This is a genomic window from Andreprevotia chitinilytica DSM 18519, assembly GCF_000711875.1.
Lineage (GTDB): Bacteria > Pseudomonadota > Gammaproteobacteria > Burkholderiales > Chitinibacteraceae > Andreprevotia > Andreprevotia chitinilytica.
The window spans coordinates 504866-522777 of the sequence record NZ_JONM01000001.1 but is presented as its reverse complement, the minus strand read 5'-3'; the positions used below and the strand labels follow the sequence as shown (position 1 = coordinate 522777).

Annotated in this window: 13 protein-coding genes; 8 read left to right on the top strand and 5 right to left on the bottom strand. The window is 57.7% G+C overall.

What is annotated here, in order from left to right:
* The first annotated feature begins 1 nt into the window (after position 1).
* The 8 genes from BR41_RS02340 (at position 2) to BR41_RS24495 (ending at position 10451) form a co-directional block, all read left to right on the top strand.
* Complete coding sequence (locus tag BR41_RS02340) at positions 2 to 1477, top strand: efflux RND transporter periplasmic adaptor subunit (RefSeq protein ID WP_035052176.1); 1476 nt, start codon at positions 2 to 4, stop codon at positions 1475 to 1477.
* Complete coding sequence (locus BR41_RS02335) at positions 1474 to 4650, top strand: efflux RND transporter permease subunit (RefSeq protein WP_035052174.1); 3177 nt, start codon at positions 1474 to 1476, stop codon at positions 4648 to 4650. The genes BR41_RS02340 and BR41_RS02335 overlap by 4 nt, the downstream gene beginning before the upstream one ends.
* Complete coding sequence (locus BR41_RS02330; RefSeq protein ID WP_035052172.1) at positions 4647 to 4886, top strand: BufA1 family periplasmic bufferin-type metallophore; 240 nt, start codon at positions 4647 to 4649, stop codon at positions 4884 to 4886. Before BR41_RS02335 ends, BR41_RS02330 begins: the two co-directional genes overlap by 4 nt.
* Before the next feature lie 111 nt (positions 4887 to 4997).
* Positions 4998 to 5618, top strand: coding sequence for a TetR/AcrR family transcriptional regulator (locus BR41_RS02325; RefSeq protein WP_035052165.1), 621 nt, complete (start codon positions 4998 to 5000; stop codon positions 5616 to 5618).
* A 23-nt stretch (positions 5619 to 5641) separates the two neighbouring features.
* A complete protein-coding gene (locus BR41_RS02320) occupies positions 5642 to 6541 on the top strand; it encodes an alpha/beta fold hydrolase (protein WP_035052163.1) in 900 nt (299 codons plus the stop codon).
* A 244-nt stretch (positions 6542 to 6785) separates the two neighbouring features.
* The gene (locus BR41_RS02315) at positions 6786 to 7079 is read left to right on the top strand and encodes a hypothetical protein (RefSeq protein ID WP_169741233.1); all 294 of its coding nucleotides are present in this window, start codon (positions 6786 to 6788) and stop codon (positions 7077 to 7079) included.
* Between the two features lie 196 nt (positions 7080 to 7275).
* Positions 7276 to 9648, top strand: coding sequence for a TonB-dependent receptor (locus tag BR41_RS02310; RefSeq protein ID WP_051709915.1), 2373 nt, complete (start codon positions 7276 to 7278; stop codon positions 9646 to 9648).
* A 539-nt stretch (positions 9649 to 10187) separates the two neighbouring features.
* On the top strand, positions 10188 to 10451 hold the full coding sequence (locus BR41_RS24495) for a TonB family protein (RefSeq protein WP_169741232.1): 264 nt from the start codon (positions 10188 to 10190) through the stop codon (positions 10449 to 10451).
* On the opposite strand, the gene BR41_RS02300 is transcribed toward BR41_RS24495, so the two are convergent.
* From BR41_RS02300 to BR41_RS02280, 5 genes are all read right to left on the bottom strand, one after another.
* Complete coding sequence (locus BR41_RS02300) at positions 10438 to 11499, bottom strand: response regulator (RefSeq protein ID WP_035052158.1); 1062 nt, start codon at positions 11497 to 11499, stop codon at positions 10438 to 10440. The two genes, BR41_RS24495 and BR41_RS02300, sit on opposite strands and share 14 nt — an antisense overlap.
* A 119-nt stretch (positions 11500 to 11618) precedes the next feature.
* Entirely contained in the window at positions 11619 to 12077 is a 459-nt protein-coding gene (locus tag BR41_RS02295) for a tetratricopeptide repeat protein (RefSeq protein WP_156970506.1), read from the bottom strand.
* 465 nt (positions 12078 to 12542) lie between these two features.
* The gene (locus BR41_RS02290; RefSeq protein WP_211251634.1) at positions 12543 to 13235 is read right to left on the bottom strand and encodes a response regulator; all 693 of its coding nucleotides are present in this window, start codon (positions 13233 to 13235) and stop codon (positions 12543 to 12545) included.
* A 476-nt stretch (positions 13236 to 13711) separates the two neighbouring features.
* Complete coding sequence (locus tag BR41_RS02285) at positions 13712 to 14362, bottom strand: response regulator (protein ID WP_035052153.1); 651 nt, start codon at positions 14360 to 14362, stop codon at positions 13712 to 13714.
* Positions 14363 to 14500: 138 nt separating this feature from the next.
* Positions 14501 to 17647 (bottom strand): hybrid sensor histidine kinase/response regulator, encoded by a 3147-nt coding sequence (locus tag BR41_RS02280; RefSeq protein WP_051709826.1) that lies wholly within the window; start codon positions 17645 to 17647, stop codon positions 14501 to 14503.
* Positions 17648 to 17912: the final 265 nt, after the last annotated feature.

The window sequence follows — 17912 nt, the reverse complement described above, 5'->3', positions numbered from 1 at the left end:
AATGACCAACAAAACAATCATTGCCCTCTTGATCACCACCCTCGGGCTGGGTGCCGCTGGCGGCTGGTGGTTCGGCAGCCATCGTTCGATGCAGACCGAAGCCAGCAACAACACCGCAGGCAAACCGCTCTACTGGTACGACCCGATGAAGCCGGATGCGCACTTCGATGCCCCGGGCAAATCGCCCTTCATGGATATGGAGCTGGTGCCCAAGTACGCCGACGAAGCAGGTGGGCCAACGTCCGGCGTGCGGATCGATCCGGCGCTGATGCAAAACACTGGCATCAAACTTGCAACCGTCGAAGAAGGCTTGCTGCAAGACGGTCTGGCTGCCGCCGGCAGCGTCCTGTTCAACGACCGCGATATCGCCATCGTGCAAGCGCGCACGGCCGGTATTGTCGAGCGCGTTTATGCGCGTGCCGCTGGTGATGTCATCGCGGCCGGTAGCCCTCTGGCCGATGTGCGCGTACCGGAATGGCTGGCCGCGCAAAACGAATATCTGGCGCTACGCAGTGATCCGCAATTGGCGGCAGCAGCCAAAGCGCGCCTGTCGCAACTTGGCATGAGCAGCAGTCAGATTGCGCATCTGGAACAGACCGGCTCCCCCTCCGCCGTCATTACTATCGCCAGTCCACGCGGCGGCATGGTGGCGGAATTGCTGGTCCGCGAAGGAATGACGGTGACAGCCGGCCAGACGCTGGCGCGCATCAACGGGCTGGCAAGCGTCTGGGTCGAAGCCGAAGTGCCGGAGGCGCAAGCCGCCGCCGTACAAATCGGCACGCCGGTTCAGGCGACCTTCGCGGCATGGCCGAATGCGCCGCTCGCCGGCAAGGTCACCGCCCTGCTGCCGGAGATCAATCGCGATACGCGCACGGTGCGGGTGCGGATCGAATTGCCCAACAAGAACGGCCAGTTGCGCCCCGGCATGTACGCCCGCGTGGCGTTCAGCGCCACGGCAAGCAAACCAGTGTTGCTGGTGCCGAGCGAGGCGGTCATTGCCACCGGCAAACGCAACGTGGTGATCGTGGCGGATGGCAAGGGTAGCTTCCGGCCGGCCGAGGTACAGCTCGGGCGTGAACACGATGGCAAGATCGAGATCGTGGCCGGGCTGACCAAGGGTGAGCAGGTGGTGGCATCGGGCCAGTTCCTGATCGATTCCGAAGCCAGCCTCAAGGGCGTGTTGGCGCGGATGACTGCCAAGACAACGGCCAGCCCCCCAACCAAGGCGATGGCAGCCATCGAGCATCAGGGTGTTGGCGTGGTGAAGGCGGTTGCTGGCGACCAGATCACTTTGGCGCATGAACCGATTCCTTCGCTCGGCTGGCCGGCGATGACCATGGCGTTCGGTTTGACCAACCCCGCATTGAGCAAGGGCTTGAAGCCGGGCGACAAGGTGCGCTTTAGCTTGGTCGAGCAGGATGGGAATCAGGTTATTCAGACTATCTCGCGGCAGAACGGCATGGAGGAAAAACCATGATTGCCCATGTCATTCACTGGTCGATCCGCAACCGATTTCTGGTGCTGCTCGCCACCGTCATGCTGGCGGGCTGGGGCGTGTGGGCGGTGAAAACCACGCCGATCGATGCCCTGCCCGATCTCTCCGACGTGCAGGTGATCATCCGTACCAATTACCCGGGCCAAGCGCCGCGCATTGTCGAGGATCAGGTCACCTATCCGCTCACGACCACCATGTTGTCGGTGCCGGGGGTGAAGACCGTGCGCGGGTTCTCGTTCTTTGGTGACTCCTTCGTCTACGTGCTGTTCGAGGACGGCACTGATCTGTATTGGGCCCGCTCGCGGGTGCTGGAATATCTGAATCAGGTGCAAGGGCGATTGCCGGCTGCCGCGAAGTCATCCTTGGGGCCGGATGCAACGGGCGTCGGCTGGATCTTAGAATACGCGCTGGTCGATAAAAGTGGTCAGCGCAGTCTGGCCGATCTACGCAGCCTGCAGGACTGGTTCCTCAAGTACGAGCTGAAAACCCTGCCGGGTGTGGCTGAAGTGGCGGCCATTGGCGGCATGGTCAAGCAGTATCAGGTGGTGATCGATCCGGTGAAATTGGCGAGCTATGGCTTGAGCCACGAGGCCGTCATCGATGCGCTGGGCAAGGCGAATCGGGAAACCGGCGGATCGGTGCTGGAGCTGGCCGAAACCGAATACGTGGTGCGCGCCAGCGGTTACCTGAAAACACTCGACGATTTCCGCGCCATTCCGCTCAAGACCAGCGCGACTGGTGTGGCGGTGAAGCTGGGCGACGTGGCGCGAGTACAGATCGGCCCTGAAATGCGCCGGGGCATCGCTGAATTGAATGGCGAGGGCGAAGTGGCGGGCGGCGTGGTGATCCTGCGTAACGGCAAGAATGCCCGCGAGACCATCGCCGCGATCAAGAGCAAGCTGGCGGAACTCAAGACCAGCCTGCCGCCCGGCGTCGAGATCGTGCCAGTGTATGACCGCAGCCATTTGATCGATGCCGCCATCGAAAATCTCACCCACAAGCTGATCGAGGAATTCATCGTGGTCGCGGTGGTGTGCGCGATCTTTCTGTGGCATCTGCGTTCGGCGCTGGTGGCAATCATCTCGCTGCCGCTGGGTGTGTTGGCGGCGTTCGTGGTGATGCGTTATCAGGGCGTGAACGCCAACATGATGTCGCTCGGCGGCATCGCGATCGCCATTGGCGCGATGGTCGATGCAGCGGTGGTGATGATCGAGAACGCCCACAAGCATCTGGAGGAATGGCGACACGCCCACCCCGGCGAGAAACTGGCCGGCGGCGCGCACTGGCAGGTGATCGGCCATGCCGCAGCCGAAGTCGGGCCAGCGTTGTTCTTCAGCCTGCTGATCATCACGCTGTCGTTCATCCCGATCTTCACGCTGGAAGCGCAGGAAGGCCGACTGTTCGGCCCGCTGGCGTTTACCAAAACCTATGCGATGGCAGCAGCAGCCGGCTTGTCGATCACGCTGATCCCGGTGCTGATGGGCTACTGGATTCGCGGGCCGATTCCGGACGAGCGCAGCAATCCGCTCAACCGTGTGTTGATCCGCCTCTACCAGCCGTTGCTGGAAGCGGTGCTCAAGCGTCCTAAAACGACGCTTGCCATCGCCGGGCTGGTGCTGTTGACCACGCTCTGGCCAATCACGCGCTTGGGCGGCGAATTCCTGCCGCAGATGGACGAAGGCGATCTCCTGTACATGCCCACCGCCCTGCCTGGTTTGTCGGCTGGCAAGGCGGCGGAGCTGTTGCAGCAGACCGACCGCTTGATCAAGACCGTGCCGGAAGTGGAAAGCGTGTTCGGCAAGGCCGGCCGCGCCGAAACCGCCACCGACCCGGCACCGATGGAGATGTTTGAAACCACCATTCGCTTCAAGCCGCGAGAACAATGGCGGCCGGGCATGACGCCGCAAAAGCTGGTCGACGAACTCGACCGCACGGTGCAACTGCCGGGGCTGGCGAACATCTGGGTGCCGCCAATCCGCAATCGCATCGACATGCTCGCTACCGGTATCAAGAGCCCGATCGGCATCAAGGTGGCCGGCAACAATCTGGCGACGGTTGAGGGGGTCGCGCTCGGCATCGAGAAGATCGCCAAGACGGTGCCGGGTGTGTCGTCTGCGCTGGCGGAGCGTTTGTCCGGCGGGCGCTATATCGACATCGATATTCGTCGCGACGACGCCAGCCGTTACGGGATGAACGTGGCCGAGGTGCAGTCGGTGGTGGCGGGTTTGATCGGTGGCGAGAACGTCGGTGAAACCGTCGAGGGCACGGCGCGTTATCCGATCAATGTGCGTTACCCGCGTGAACTGCGCGATTCGCCCGCCGCCTTGCGCGATCTGCCCGTGGTCACGCCCAGCGGCCAGCGCATCACGCTCGGCATGGTCGCTGACGTGAAGATCAGCGATGGCCCGCCAATGCTGAAAAGCGAAAACGCCCGCCTCTCGTCGTGGATTTACATCGACGTGCGCGGCGGCGATCTGGTGCAGGTGGTGGATGACTTGAAACGCGCCATCGCCGCCCAGGGCAAATTGCCGCCCGGCGTGAGCGTGGCCTACTCCGGCCAGTTCGAGTATCTGGAACGCGCCAATGCCCGGCTCAAGCTGGTGGTGCCGGCCACGCTGCTGATCATCTTCGTGCTGCTGTTCCTGACCTTCCGCAAGGTGGATGAAGCCGTGTTGATCATGGCGACACTGCCATTCGCGCTGGTCGGTGGCGTGTGGTTTCTCTACCTGCTGGGCTATCACTTGTCCGTCGCGACCGGAGTCGGCTTTATCGCCCTGGCCGGCGTCTCGGCCGAGTTCGGCGTGGTGATGCTGCTGTATCTGAAGCAGGCACTGGAGAAACGGCTGGAGCCGCATCACCTCACGCACAAGGCAGTCGTGCTCGATGCTATCCGCGAGGGTGCGGTACTGCGTGTTCGGCCCAAGGCGATGACGGTGGCGGTGATTCTGGCCGGTCTGTTGCCCATCTTGTGGGGCAGCGGTGCAGGCTCGGAAGTGATGAGCCGCATCGCCGCGCCAATGGTGGGCGGCATGGTGACCGCACCGCTGCTGTCGATGTTCGTGATCCCGGCGGCGTATTTGCTGCTGCGCGCCAGACGACGTGATGAACGGAATCAACCCTTTTCTTCCCAAGCCGCTCATGGAGAGCAAGCATGAAAAAAACTTCGCAATTCCTTGCATTGACCGCGATCGTCACCGCCTTGTCGGCCGGCGCGCAAGCCGCCAGCGATGAGCAATGTTTCGGCATCGCCAAAGCCGGCAAGAACGACTGCGCATCCCGCGCACACGGTTGTGCGGGCCAGGCACGCAAGGACAACGAGCCGACTGACTTCAGGAATGTGCCGGCAGGTACGTGCGTGAAGCTGGGCGGCACGTTGACGCCGCCAAAGTAAGTTTGGTTCTGCGGGATGCGATGGTTGTCGCATCCCTCGCCACAGCTCGCCGCACGACAGACGGCAGCATCTTTAATTTGAAAATACGACCGATCGTGCTATTTTTCTGTCATGAACAAAGGTGAACAAAAGCGGCAAGACATCATCGCGCACGCGCTGACGCTGGCAAGTCAGGTCGGGCTGGAAGGTCTGAGCCTGGGTGCGCTGGCGACCAGCATGGATATTTCCAAGAGCGGTCTGTTTGCCCATTTCAAATCCAAGGAAGCCTTGCAGATCGCAGTGCTGGAGCTGGCATGCGAGCGTTTCGCCGCCGAAGTGATTGCGCCAGCGTTGGCTCAGCCACGTGGCGAAAGGCGACTGAACACTTTGTTCGACAACTACATTGGCTGGGTACGTGACCAATCCAATCAAGGCAGCTGTATTTTCATGTCGCTGGCGCATGAATTCGATGATCGCCCCGGTGAGATTCGCGATCTGCTGGTGAAAAGCTGGCGCGATTGGGGCGGCACGATCGCACGTGTTGCGGCAACGGCCATCACCGAGGGCGAATTCCGCCCGGATTGCGATCCGGCCCAGTTCGCCTTTGAAATGATCGGCATTGCGATGGTGTTCGAAAACGCCCACAAGCTGCTGGGTGAAGTACAGGCCGAAGCGCGGGCGCGCATGGCCTTCAAGCGTTTGATCCGTTCCTATCGGCTGTCTGAGCCCCGCTCGCAGACCGCTTCTCACTGACACCCCACCTTTGGAGCAGCATCATGAATTCCCCTGAGCTGGCACAAATCCGCAACAAAAATAGCACGACCGGTCGCTCTTATGCACTTGCAGCACCGCTGTGGCTAAAAACGGGCCTGCGGACGCTGAATGCGCTGGCACCGCACACGGCGGCCGGTGTTTTGCAGCGCTTGTTCACCACGCCCCCCAAGCTAGCGCCGCGTGCCGATGAGGCCGCGACCCTGTCACAGGCCAAGCGCTGGCGAACCCGCGTTCGCGGTATGCAAATGGCCGGTTATGAATGGGGCGACTCCGGCCCGGCGGTGTTGCTGATTCACGGCTGGGGCGGCCACGCCGGGCATATGACCGGCATGGTGGCACCGCTGCTGAAAGCTGGATTGCGCGCCATCGCGGTGGATGTGCCGGGCCACGGCAATTCGACTTACGGGCGCTCGTCGATCCTGCATTTTCACGAGGCCATCGAGGATATGGCGGCCCATGCTGGCCAAGGCCAGATCAAAGGCATCATCTCCCACTCATTTGGCGCAGTTGCTACCACCTACGCCCTATCGCGCGGGCTGGATATTCCACGCGCCGTGTATGTCGGCCCGTTGGCGCAATTCGAACAACTATGGCGCTCGGTGCAACTGAGCACGGGTGTATCCCGCCCACAAGTGGAACGCATGATTTCGCGGCTGGAAGCGCATTACTGCGTCGACTTCGCCGAGCTTGAGCCTGTCACGCTCGCCCGCGATCTGACCACGCCGTTGCTGGTCTTGCACGACGAAGGCGACGACAAGGTGGCGGTATCGCAAGGCGAACTGCTGGTCGCCAGCTGGCCTGGGGCCACTTTGCGTACCACCACCCGGCTGGGTCACCTGAAAATCCTCAAGGACGAGGCGACGGTAACGGCCGCGGTGGAATTTCTGACTCGCCAGGGTTAGATAGTGGCTGTGTTTCCTGTAGGAGCGAGCTTGCTCGCGATAGCATCGTGTCATTCACCATTGCTATCGCGAGCAAGCTCGCTCCTACAAGAATGTATAGCTAGCGCTGCTCAAAAAGAACATGTAATAACATTACATTTATGCCTAATGCATGGTTAAATAGCCGGGCCTCCTTCCCATCTACCTGACCATGCCTTCGCGGCTGCTATCCAGATTCCCCCTGCAGCTGTTGCTGCAGACCGTCATGTCCGTGCTGTTGGTGCTCGCCTTGCAGGGCTCGCTGACCCACGCCTATGGCCATCTGCTGGGGAATGATCACGATGACGAAATCCTCGATGCACGCGGCAAGGTAGTCGGCGAGAAGGTCTGCGAGGTCTGCCTGGCTTTCGACCAGCTCGGCCCGGCGCTGCTGCAACACCTCACCGTTTTGCCAGTGTTGCCGTTCTGGCAGCAAATCGCGATCTCGCTGCCGCATTTCCGGCACGGCGAAACCGCCCTTCACTACCGTTCCCGCGCCCCGCCCTTCCCTTTGATCTGAAGTCATGACCTCGCAATCGCTGGCTGTCTGCCCGCATTGCGACATGCTCGGCATTCCCGCTGATCAACGCCATCGCCTGTCCGTCTGTTTCGTACTTCGCTACGAGCAGCGGCTACCTGCGCGCGTCTGCGGTGATGCCAAGCCCAAATTCCGCCCGATTCACGTGGATCAGTCTCGGGCACACAGGATCAAAGAGATGAATTTTCCACCCTATTTCCGCCGTGCTGGCGTAACGGTCACCGCCGCGCTCGCACTGGTGTCGCCGCAATTCGTTCAAACGGCTGCAGCAGCTGATGAAGGTCAACTTGCTGGCACCGTGCAAGATGCACTCAATCGCCCATTAGCCGGTGCCAAGGTCGAATTGCAAGACGCCAGTGGCCAGACACGCGCTTCCGCCACGACGAACCAACAAGGCCGGTTCCAGTTTTCCGGCTTTGCAGATGGGCTCTATGCCATCACGGTCAATGCGAAGGATTTCGATACCGGCAGTGCAGTGGTCAACATCAGCCACGGCCATGCTGCCGATGCCCTGGTCACGTTGACGTCACAGCAAGAATTGGCGGCGGCAGCGATCACGGCCAAACGGCTTGATGCGGCGCGCAATGGTTTGTCCCCCACCACCGGCACCAGTCTCTACCACATCGACAAACAAGCCATTCAGACTCAGGCGCAGGGCGAGGACACACCGATCAATCATGTGCTGCTGTCCGCGCCGGGCGTGGCGCAGGATTCGTTCGGCCAGCTGCATGTGCGCGGCGATCATGCCAACGTGCAGTACCGCATCAACGGCCTGCTGTTGCCGGAGGGCATCAGCGGTTTTGGTCAGAACGTCGATACCCGCTTTGCCGAGCGCATCGACTTTTTGACCGGGGCATTGCCGGCGCAATACGGCTATCGCACTGCGGGTGTGGTCGATGTGACGACGAAAAGCGGCGCTTTCGAGAATGGCGGCCGGGTTGGCGTGTATGGCGGCAGCAATGGCTGGTTCGAACCGAGTCTTGAGCTGTCTGGCCACAAGGGTGATTTCAACTACTACCTGTCTGGCAGCTATTTGCAGAACAAGCTGGGTATCGAAGCGCCAACGTCAGATCGCAATCCGGTTCATGACCATACGCAGCAAGAGAAGGGCTTTGCGTATCTTTCCTGGCTGCTTGACCCGACCACGCGCATTTCGGCGATGTTCGGCAGCTCGGTGGGGGAGTTCGAGATCCCCAACAACCCCGGTCAGACACCGAATTTCACCCTGGCTGGCGTAACCGACTACCCGTCCGCAGGACTGAACGAGAACCAGCGCGAGGTAAATCACTACGGCATCGTCTCGGTGCAAGGCAGTCGCGAATCGTTCGACTACCAGGTCGCCCTGTTCAAGCGTTATTCCAGCACCGATTTCAGTCCCGATCCGGTCGGCGACCTGCTTTACAACGGAGTGGCTTCGCAGGTGTTTCGCAGCGATGATGCAACCGGCATCCAGGCGGATGCCAGCTACCGGCTGAACGAGCGACATACCCTGCGCGGCGGGGTGTTTTTCAGTCAGGAACGTGCGGTGAGCAACAACACTTCAGCGGTCTTTACGGTGGATGCTCAGGGGAATCAGAACAGCGATACGCCGATCAGCATCACCGACAACAATGCCAAAACCGGCCGTCTGTACAGCCTCTATCTGCAGGATGAATGGAAGGCAACCGACCGCTTGACGCTGAATGTCGGCGCACGAGCCGACCGGGTGGATGCGTATGTGCAGGAAAGCCAGCTCAGTCCACGTATCAACGTGCTCTACAAGCTCAGCGATGCAACCCAACTACATGCCGGTTATTCGCGTTACTTCACGCCACCGCCGATGGAACTGGTCGCGCCCAAGGACATTGCTCTGTTTGCCGGCACGACCAACGCCGCCGCGGGCACGCAGGCAAGCGATGTCAAATCCGAACGGGATGATTACTACGACATCGGCATCACACATCAGCTCACGTCCAAACTGCAGCTCGGGCTGGATGCGTATTACAAAGACGCGCGCCATCTGCTCGATGAGGGTCAATTTGGACAGGCGCTGGTGTTTACTCCATTCAACTACGCGCACGGCACCGTGTATGGCACGGAATTCAGCGCCAATTATCGCGATGACAAATGGTCCGGCTATTTCAACCTGGCTTATTCAGTCGCCAAGGCTGGCCAGATTGAATCCAGCGAATTCAATTTCGGCCAGGATGAGCTGGACTACATTGCCGCGCACAACGTCTATCTCGATCACGACCAGCGCATAACGGCGTCGCTCGGCTTGGCCTACACGCTGGCGCAAATCACCTACAGCATCGATGGCCTGTTTGGTAGCGGGCTACGGCGTGGCTTTGCCAACACCGAACGGATGCCAGCCTATGCCCAGATCAACCTGGGCATTGCCCATCATTTCAAGTTGGCGGCAGCGGGTGAGTTTGATGCGCGCCTCTCGGTGATCAACCTGTTTGACCGCGTTTATCAATTGCGTGATGGCAGCGGCATAGGGGTCGGCGCGCCGCAGTGGGGTCCGCGCCGCTCAGTTTACGTGGGCTTGAGCAAGCCGTTCTCCTACTAAACCACGCATCTGATCGAAGTTTGCCCGGCGCTGGGGGCCGGGCGACTTCGTATTTCACCTGGAATTTCGCCATGATTTCTTCTTTGAATTTGGCCCACCTGCACACACCGGCCGACTTGCCGAATTGGCGGCATCGCATGGCGGTGATCGCGATTGCTTTGCCGGTTTACTGCATCTTGCTGGGGGGCTTCCTGCAGTTGCTACTGCATTCGCATCATGCAGTGACGGATGATTCTCGCCCCGCGATTCCGCTCAAAGTACGACTCGTAGCACCGCCGCAGCCATCCGGATCGGCGCAGCCGAGGGTTTTTGGAGCGGCTACACCGGCGCGCCCATCTATTGCCACACCGGTACGAGCACCAAGCAACTCAGTATCAGTTGCACGGGCACCGTCAGCGCATTTGATTCAAGCAACGGAAAAAATCGAGGCCAAGGCTGTGGAAGATGCCCCAGTGGCACAAACTGCGGCACCGAGTTCAGCCAGTACGGCGAGTGACGATCATGCGGGGAGCCGCAAAGGAACAATCGGCGGCGGCGATATGAGCGCTCGCGTCATCGCCAACGTGATGCCGGAGCTGCCGGAATCGCTGCGAGACAAGCCGCTAGAGGCAACCGTAGTCGTGCGCTTTGCGATTGCAGCCGACGGTAACGCAACCGCGACGTTGATTCAGGCCACGCCGGACCCACGCATCAATCAGTGGTTATTGGGGGTGTTCAAACACTGGCGCTTTTTCCCGGCATTGCGGGATAACGCACCGGTTGCATCTACGCTGGAAATCCGCCAGCCAGTTAGTGTTCAGTGACGCTTGCGAACTCGGCAGCCGGCAAGCTTTGGATCAATGCCTGCAAGGTGGCAGCTTCTACCGGCTTGGTCAGGTGGCTATCGATTCCCACTTCGCGGCAGCGGTCGAGTTCGTCTTGCAGCGGATTGGCGCTGAAAGCCACGATAGGTGCCTTGATGCGCTTGGTCTGCAAGGCACGAGCAAGCGCGTAGCCATCCAGGCCCGGTGGTTGGGTGTCGATCAAGATCAGTTGGTAAATTTGCTGACGAACCCGCTCAAGCGCTTCGCCGCTGCTGGTCACAACATCAACCTGTTGACCCAACGACTCCAGCTGGCGCTGCATGGCTTGTCGGCCAGCAGGATGATCGCCAACCAGCAAGACGCGCCGTTTGGGCGGGGCTAAAAGCGCAGCCAGCTCGATTGAGGTTTGAGGGGCATCGTCGGTATGGGGAGGATGGCTGCTCGCAGCATCGGCCAAAGATATGTTGCTGAGTACGCACAATATCGCTGGTCGACCGCGATAAATCATCGCGAGCGATCGAACTTCCAGTTGACGGGGTGTGCCATTGCGATCGGCAAGCCTGAAATCAAATACGGTCGGCCCAGCATTTTTCGCCTTGGCGGTGTGCTGCGGATAACTAACACATTCAGCAACCAGCCGCTTCATTTCGCCGCTAGCGGCATCGGCAAGCAACTGCTGCGTCCAACCATTGGCCATGAGCAAGGCGTCATCCGATATCGCAGCGATCATGAGTCCGCCCGGCACGGTTTGCATCAATGCGTAGTTCAGGGCTTCGCTTTCCTGTAGCCGGGTGGCCTGCCGTTGCGCTTGGCGCTGGATGCGCCGATCGATCAGCCATGCCCAACAGGGAATCGCCACACAGCCACCGAATACCAATGCGATCAGCCACAACATATCGACACGCAAACCGGCCGCCAGCACATCCAGATTGACCAGATAGACCGCTGGCCCGCGATATTGCAGCAGCATGCCGCCGGCAAAAATCAGCAATGTCAGCGCGCATAAGGCAAATGGGTAGACGTGAGTGCCAATGCGCGGAATGCTCAATGTGGCGGCATTTCTGTTTCGCGACTGTTTCAACCGTTGCACAGCGATCTCTCCTTGCACCATGACGTTTCCCGGCCATTGGGTTGGCGGCCACTCCCCGCTGGGCGGGCATAGGCGGACTAGCGGTAACCCACCGTCCCCAAGGCTTGGTACAGGCCGGAAACCCGATTCGGATCAAACTCCGGCGTGCGAAACAAGCCGAGCGATCTGCGACCGCGGGCCAACCATTGGGCAGCCATCAATCGGCGGCAATCGTCGGGTAGATTCCGGCAGACGGGCAGTTCTCCACGCAAAATCATGTCTGCCAATGGCCTGTAACTCTTGGCGTGCCCTTGTTTTGCTGCCGTCAACATGAATTGCGCCGCCCGGCTCGGGTCTTTCGCAACACCAACGCCACGGCTATAGGCAACGGCGGTGTTGTAACTGGCGCGGCCAAGCCCATAGTCGGAAAGGTGACGAAAATACAGCACGGCAATTTGAATTGATTTTTCATCGCCACTTTGCATGAGATGCAGCGCCTCTTTATAACGCGAGCGTAGTTGCGATTCACTTAAACGTGGGCGAGGCATGGTTTTCATGTTCTGTGTTCCGCAAATAGGATGGGCGCAAAACGGGACTCAGTCGGATAGTGATTTCGTGGCGAAAAACCTTGATGCGATTGTAATGATCACGTTTTATATCTACGCCATGTGTTTGACCATATACGAGTCAAGCTCATGCATGGTCAAGGAATTCTAATTTTTCCAACGAAATCCAACTAATCAGCAATCCTTTAGAAACACCTACATTGGGATGGTATTTCTCACCTTTGCGTCATCGACCTTTTCCGAACTTCCAATGCAAGTGCAATTCAATGGATCGGCGTGATGCTTGGCTACAATCATGCCAACTGTTCGACGCTGAGCCGAAAATTCTCAACAAATCCTTGATGAGATACTGGCAAACCTCATGAATGCCGTCATGCCAAAAGAAAAACCCGACAGCTGTCGGGTTTCAGGGTTCTGGGAGAAAGCGGACTGATTGCCCGCAATCGCTTTTCAGGCTTACTGCACTTGGCTCAACAATCCGGTCGCAACGGCATACTGATAAAGATCGTGATCGTTATTAAGCCCAAGCTTTTTCATTGCCACGCTTTTTTGTGCGCTGATGGTCTTGCTGCTGCGGTTGGCGTTGCGAGCAATTTCCACGATGGGCATGCCAGAGGCGCAGAGCCGTAATACTTCAAGCTCTCGCTTGGACAATCTGACCTCGTCTTGCTGGTTCAGTGGCCCATCGGCATTCAGCACATCCCACACGGACTTCGGAAAGTAAGTGGTCCCCCCAAAAGCTGCCTGAATGGCTGGCGCAACGTGGGAAAGCTTGTCGCCCTTGCTCAAAATGGCACTCACCCCCGCTTTCTGGATACTGCGGATCAAGGCCGGATTATCGAGCATCGTCATGACGACGATACGCGTATCCGGATAGCGCCGACGCAGCATCTGCAGCATAGTCAGCCCGTCGCCAAACCGTCCGCCCGGCATTGAATAATCGGTGACGACGACATCGCAGGCTGCGGACTCCAGCAGCTTGACCAGTTCAGTCGAGTTGGCTGCTTCTCCTGCTACTTGAAACTTGTCGTTCTGCGCCACTTCGCGGCTAATGCCGGCAAGGACGACTGGATGGTCGTCTGCAATAATGACCCGGATCATTGCGTCACTCCTTTCAATTACGACGTTCACCGGCACAATGGTGCTCACTGTGCCAAGGATTCTCACATTTCATGTAGGCTGCCCGGCCCTCGGCTTACTGATACCAAGACAATCGATTTGAGCAGCGCTTTGACACAAAGCATGACAATGATTCGAAATCTGGCCGAGAATTCTCAAAGCTTTCTAAGCTGGATGAACCGCGTGCACACCAGCAAATTCTGCCCCATGAAAATGGCGCATACAATTGTGCGTGGCCACTCGAATTAAGAGTGCCAGTATAAATTATTAAGAAAAGGGAAAGGCAGCAAGAAAACCGGTAAGAATACAGATCATATGTCAGCAAATTGGCCCACACGCGACCTCAAGCCAACGGTACTAACGCCTCGCCAGAAGCCGTTTGTTAACGGCATATGGTTGGTTGCATAACTGGCGTAATGGTTCGCAAAACAAGAAAGGCTGATGAGCGCGGTGCGCCCTGCCCCATGTTCAGCTCATCGCACCATTGCCCCATCAGGACACTTCGCCTAGGACAGCCCATTGTGCAGTGCGTATTCGTACAGCTCCCTGTCGTTTGAAATGCCTAATTTGCGCTGCGCTGCAATTTTATGGTGACTGATCGTTTTAACACTGCGGCGTAACATCTTCGCAATTTCCGATACGGTCAATCCGCTCACAAAGAGTCGCAATACTTCCATTTCCCGCGGTGATAACGTATTCCATCCCGGGTTCTCTCCGAGCATGGGATGCTGTGCCTTGGCGTCATCCAATAATCGCTGGATGGTCGGGCTGGTATAGATCTGGTGATTCAGGACAGATTGGACTGCCGTTGCGATCTCTAATTGCCCACCGTTTTTCAAAAGTACGCCATCTACGCCAGACTCGAGAACGGCCCGGAGAATCAACGGGTTGGTCAACATGGTAAGAATCACGATTTTTACGCGGGGAAAGCGTCGCTTGACGTGTGCGATAAGTGCAATGCCGTCAAAACTGTCTCCGCCTGGCATATAAAAATCGCTGACCAACAGATCTGGTTTTACTTTATCCATCAAGGCAATCAGATCCGTGGAGTTTTCTGCTTCGCCACAGATTTCGAGGCCCAATAGGCCCTCAAGTGCATGGCGCACGCCCATCAAGACGATTGGATGGTCATCTGCAATGACGATTTTAGTTTTCATGGTCAAATTCATTGTCTAGCGTATTGGGATATTCAGTCTGGAGTTGAAGCGCTACGCCGTGCTGGCGCAACGGCGCAATGTCTCCGCTTCTTGACGGAATACTGGGGACGCGTTTCAGGATTGTTCTACGGCCTGTGACTAACCGTCAGGACCAAGGGGAGAAGTCGGCCATCCCGACTTCAAAAATCGCCGGAGAGGCGCGATATATTTATCTATGTCTTCAAAAGATCCTTTCTCACTACAAACTTCAATCTCTCCACATAAGGTCTCACCATACGTTGCGCCAATCACCGCGCATGCTCCTTTGAGACGGTGCGCATGGTAGCGAACGGTCTGGGTGTTTTGCTTTGCCAGCCCACGTTGCAACCCATCCCAGTCCTCTGCCGCCGTACGGAAAAACAATGCCTGCATCGCTTGGGGAAGCTTCTTGATATTCAATAGTTGACTGGCTTCAGGCTCCGTACAGGCGGTCACATCGCCCGGCCGGTTGGGACTGGCTTCGGGTGGAGCTCCCACCACATCCAGTAACGTACGTTGCAATGCGGCTAAGGACACCGGCTTGGGTAGATAGTCGTTCATCCCCGCAGTACGACAGCGTTCCAATTCGCCTGCCAGTGCATTGGCCGTCACACCGATGATTGGCACCTTGATGCCTTGCCGCCTCAGGGTTCTTGTAAGCTGATAGCCATCCAGCCCCGGCATGTTCACGTCGGTGAGCATGACGTCGTATTTTTCACCGCTTTCCCAATAGCGAAGCGCTTCATAACCGTCTTTCGCCAGCGACACGACACAGCCAAGTTGAATCAGCTGCCCTTTCAATAGCAAGCGGTTGATCGGGTGATCGTCTACTGCGAGCACCCGCAAGCCCAGGCATTGTCGCGGGAGCGCCCCAACTGTCTCCGGGCTTGTGGCCGCCAGCCTCCCGTGCGCCAATTGCAAGGCGTGCACAATGCCGTGCTGGGAGTAACAGTTGATACGCCAACCGCAGACAACGCGCTCCGCTTGCAATGGCCCATCCGGGTCTAGCCACACAGCGCCAGCAAATGCATCCAGTACTTCGGGAGCGGGCTGATGCGGCCAAACCACCAGCAACAGGTCGGTGGCACCAATACGAGAATGACCCAGGCCGGAAAACGCGTATGCCACGCCGCCAGCATGTTGAATAAGCGCCAGCAGGTTGTCACGCAGATCGCTAGCCCCGGCCAGCACATGAATCGTTGGCAACGTATTGATCTCATTGTCCCCGCCCGCCGTGCTGGTCAACGAGGAACGGGAAAGTGCAAGCGTCACCGTGACGCTCGTACCCAAGCCACTTTCACTGACAACGGCGATTTTTCCTCCCATCAACGTCACCAAACGGCGGCAGATGGATAAACCGAGCCCGGTGCCACCAAACCGTCGAGCGGTGGAGCCATCCGCTTGCGAGAATGGTTCAAACAGCAGTTGCTGTTCAGCTCTGCTGATGCCAATGCCCGAGTCGGCAACCTGCAACGCCAGTGTCACACTACTTTCTTTTGTCTCTATGGCATCAAGGCGTACAACGATCTTGCCGCTATCCGTGAATTTGACTGCATTGCTCAACAGGTTGGACAACACCTGTTGCAAGCGAATTGAATCACCAAGCAACAGCGGTAGATCCGGTTGCAGGCAGCAATACAGATCGACACCTTTTTTGCGTGCAAGCGGTACAAAACTGCGGATGAGCCCCTCTACAAGTTCAATTGGATTGAGCGGCGTTCGTTCGATGTCTAGCTGACCCGCCTCGATCTTCGAGAAATCGAGGATGTCGTTGATGATTTGCAGCAGCGCCCCAGAGGAGCTTTGAATGGTCTGCAAATGCGCGCGTTGTTGTGGCGCGAGGTCAGTTAGGGATAGCAGCTCAAGCGTGCCCAGCGCGCCATAGAGTGGTGTACGGATTTCGTGGCTCATCATGGCCAGAAATGCCGATTTGGATTCATTTGCGTGATCTGCTGCCTGCCTCGCTGCTTCTAGCGCTGCTTCGGCCTGTTTATGAACGCTGACGTCGTTAAGCCCGCACAGCAGTACTGACTCGCCTTGGTAACGGGTTTGCGCCATCGCGACCTGAACATGCCGCACGGCATTCGTCGTCAGATCGAATAGCGGGATCAGCGTGCTGCCGCTCGTGTATTGATTGCCGAGTGGATAAGCCGCCAACAGCTCAGCCAGACTTTGGTGACGCCCGTCCGGCTCGGCTTGCAATTGCAACAGCTGCCGCGCTTGCTCGTTTTGCAGCACGATGCTGTGATCCCCACGGCGAACTACGCATAGGCCAACCGGCGCGAGCTCAAGCATGGTGCGGTTGAAAGCCTCGCTTTCGAGAATCTGGTCGGCTTGCAGCTGGGCTGGAGTCAGCACGTGCCGACCGATCAGGCGCACCGCCAGCCAGAGCAGCAGGCAGGACAGCATGCCTGACATCAAGCCCAGCATGATCTTGTAGCGGATGCGGTACAGCACATCCGTATAACTGGCGTAATACACGAGCGACCACTGGCTACTGCCAAGCGCTTTGCGTAGAGACAGAGTGAAAACCGGATAGCTGCGAACCTCGAAACCTTCGCTCGATATCATCAGGCTGTGCAAAAAGCGGGGGTCGACCTGTTGGGGTGAAGATCGATCGAGCACGTCGCCCCGAGTTGAAAGCATGAGGTAGTCAATGCAGCATATTTCGTTGGTATCAGTCGCCTGTCTGAATACATCTTGAATTTGCTTGTCCGACAACTCCAGGCCAAGCCAGGCATTGGGCATTGACCGAATATCGATCGGCGCAAATACGTAAAAATGCGTTTCAGCACCGCCATCCACTTTCAACCATTGAATTCCACGCAAAATGGTTGGGCTGATTTCTTGTCTGGCGGCAAGTTTGGGGGGCAATATTTGCAACGACACCGGGTTACTTGGCACCGGGCGATATAGGTAATTTGCTGTTCCGCTTTTGGAGTCGAGATAAATCAGATTTGCGCCAAGCAACTGTAGATCGAGCTTGTCGGCCGGAGACAGACTGATGGCAGCCTTGGTGGTTGGAGAAGCATCGGTGGCGTGAAAATAGAAGCTTTCACGTCCCCACTCGCTCGAGAACTGGTAGTCGGTGGGAATAACATCGACGGTTTTGATCAGGCCCTGGATATAAGCTTCATTACGTTCGAAATAATCCCGGCCATTGGTGTAGCCATTGTTGAATACCTTACGGAAGGCCGATATCTCATTTTGTGCGGAGAGGTAACAGTAAACAGCGATGCTTGCGCATAGACCCAAACCAACCGCCACGGCCAAGCAGCATACCAGCCGGTATGCGGAACGGGGTTGTAATACCCACTGTTGTGAATGGAATGGGGATAGGATTCGCTTGAGCACCTCGACAGGATGCATCTCAATGCATACGGAATAAATAAGAAGGGTCTTAGATTTTCGCCCCAATTTTTGGCATTATTCAACAATTGTTTCAATTTCGGATATTGCCTATTCAGATTTGAATCAAATTTCGCTAACTACCGGTTTTGTCAATACGGCCAAACGGCAGCTTCGGTGCAAA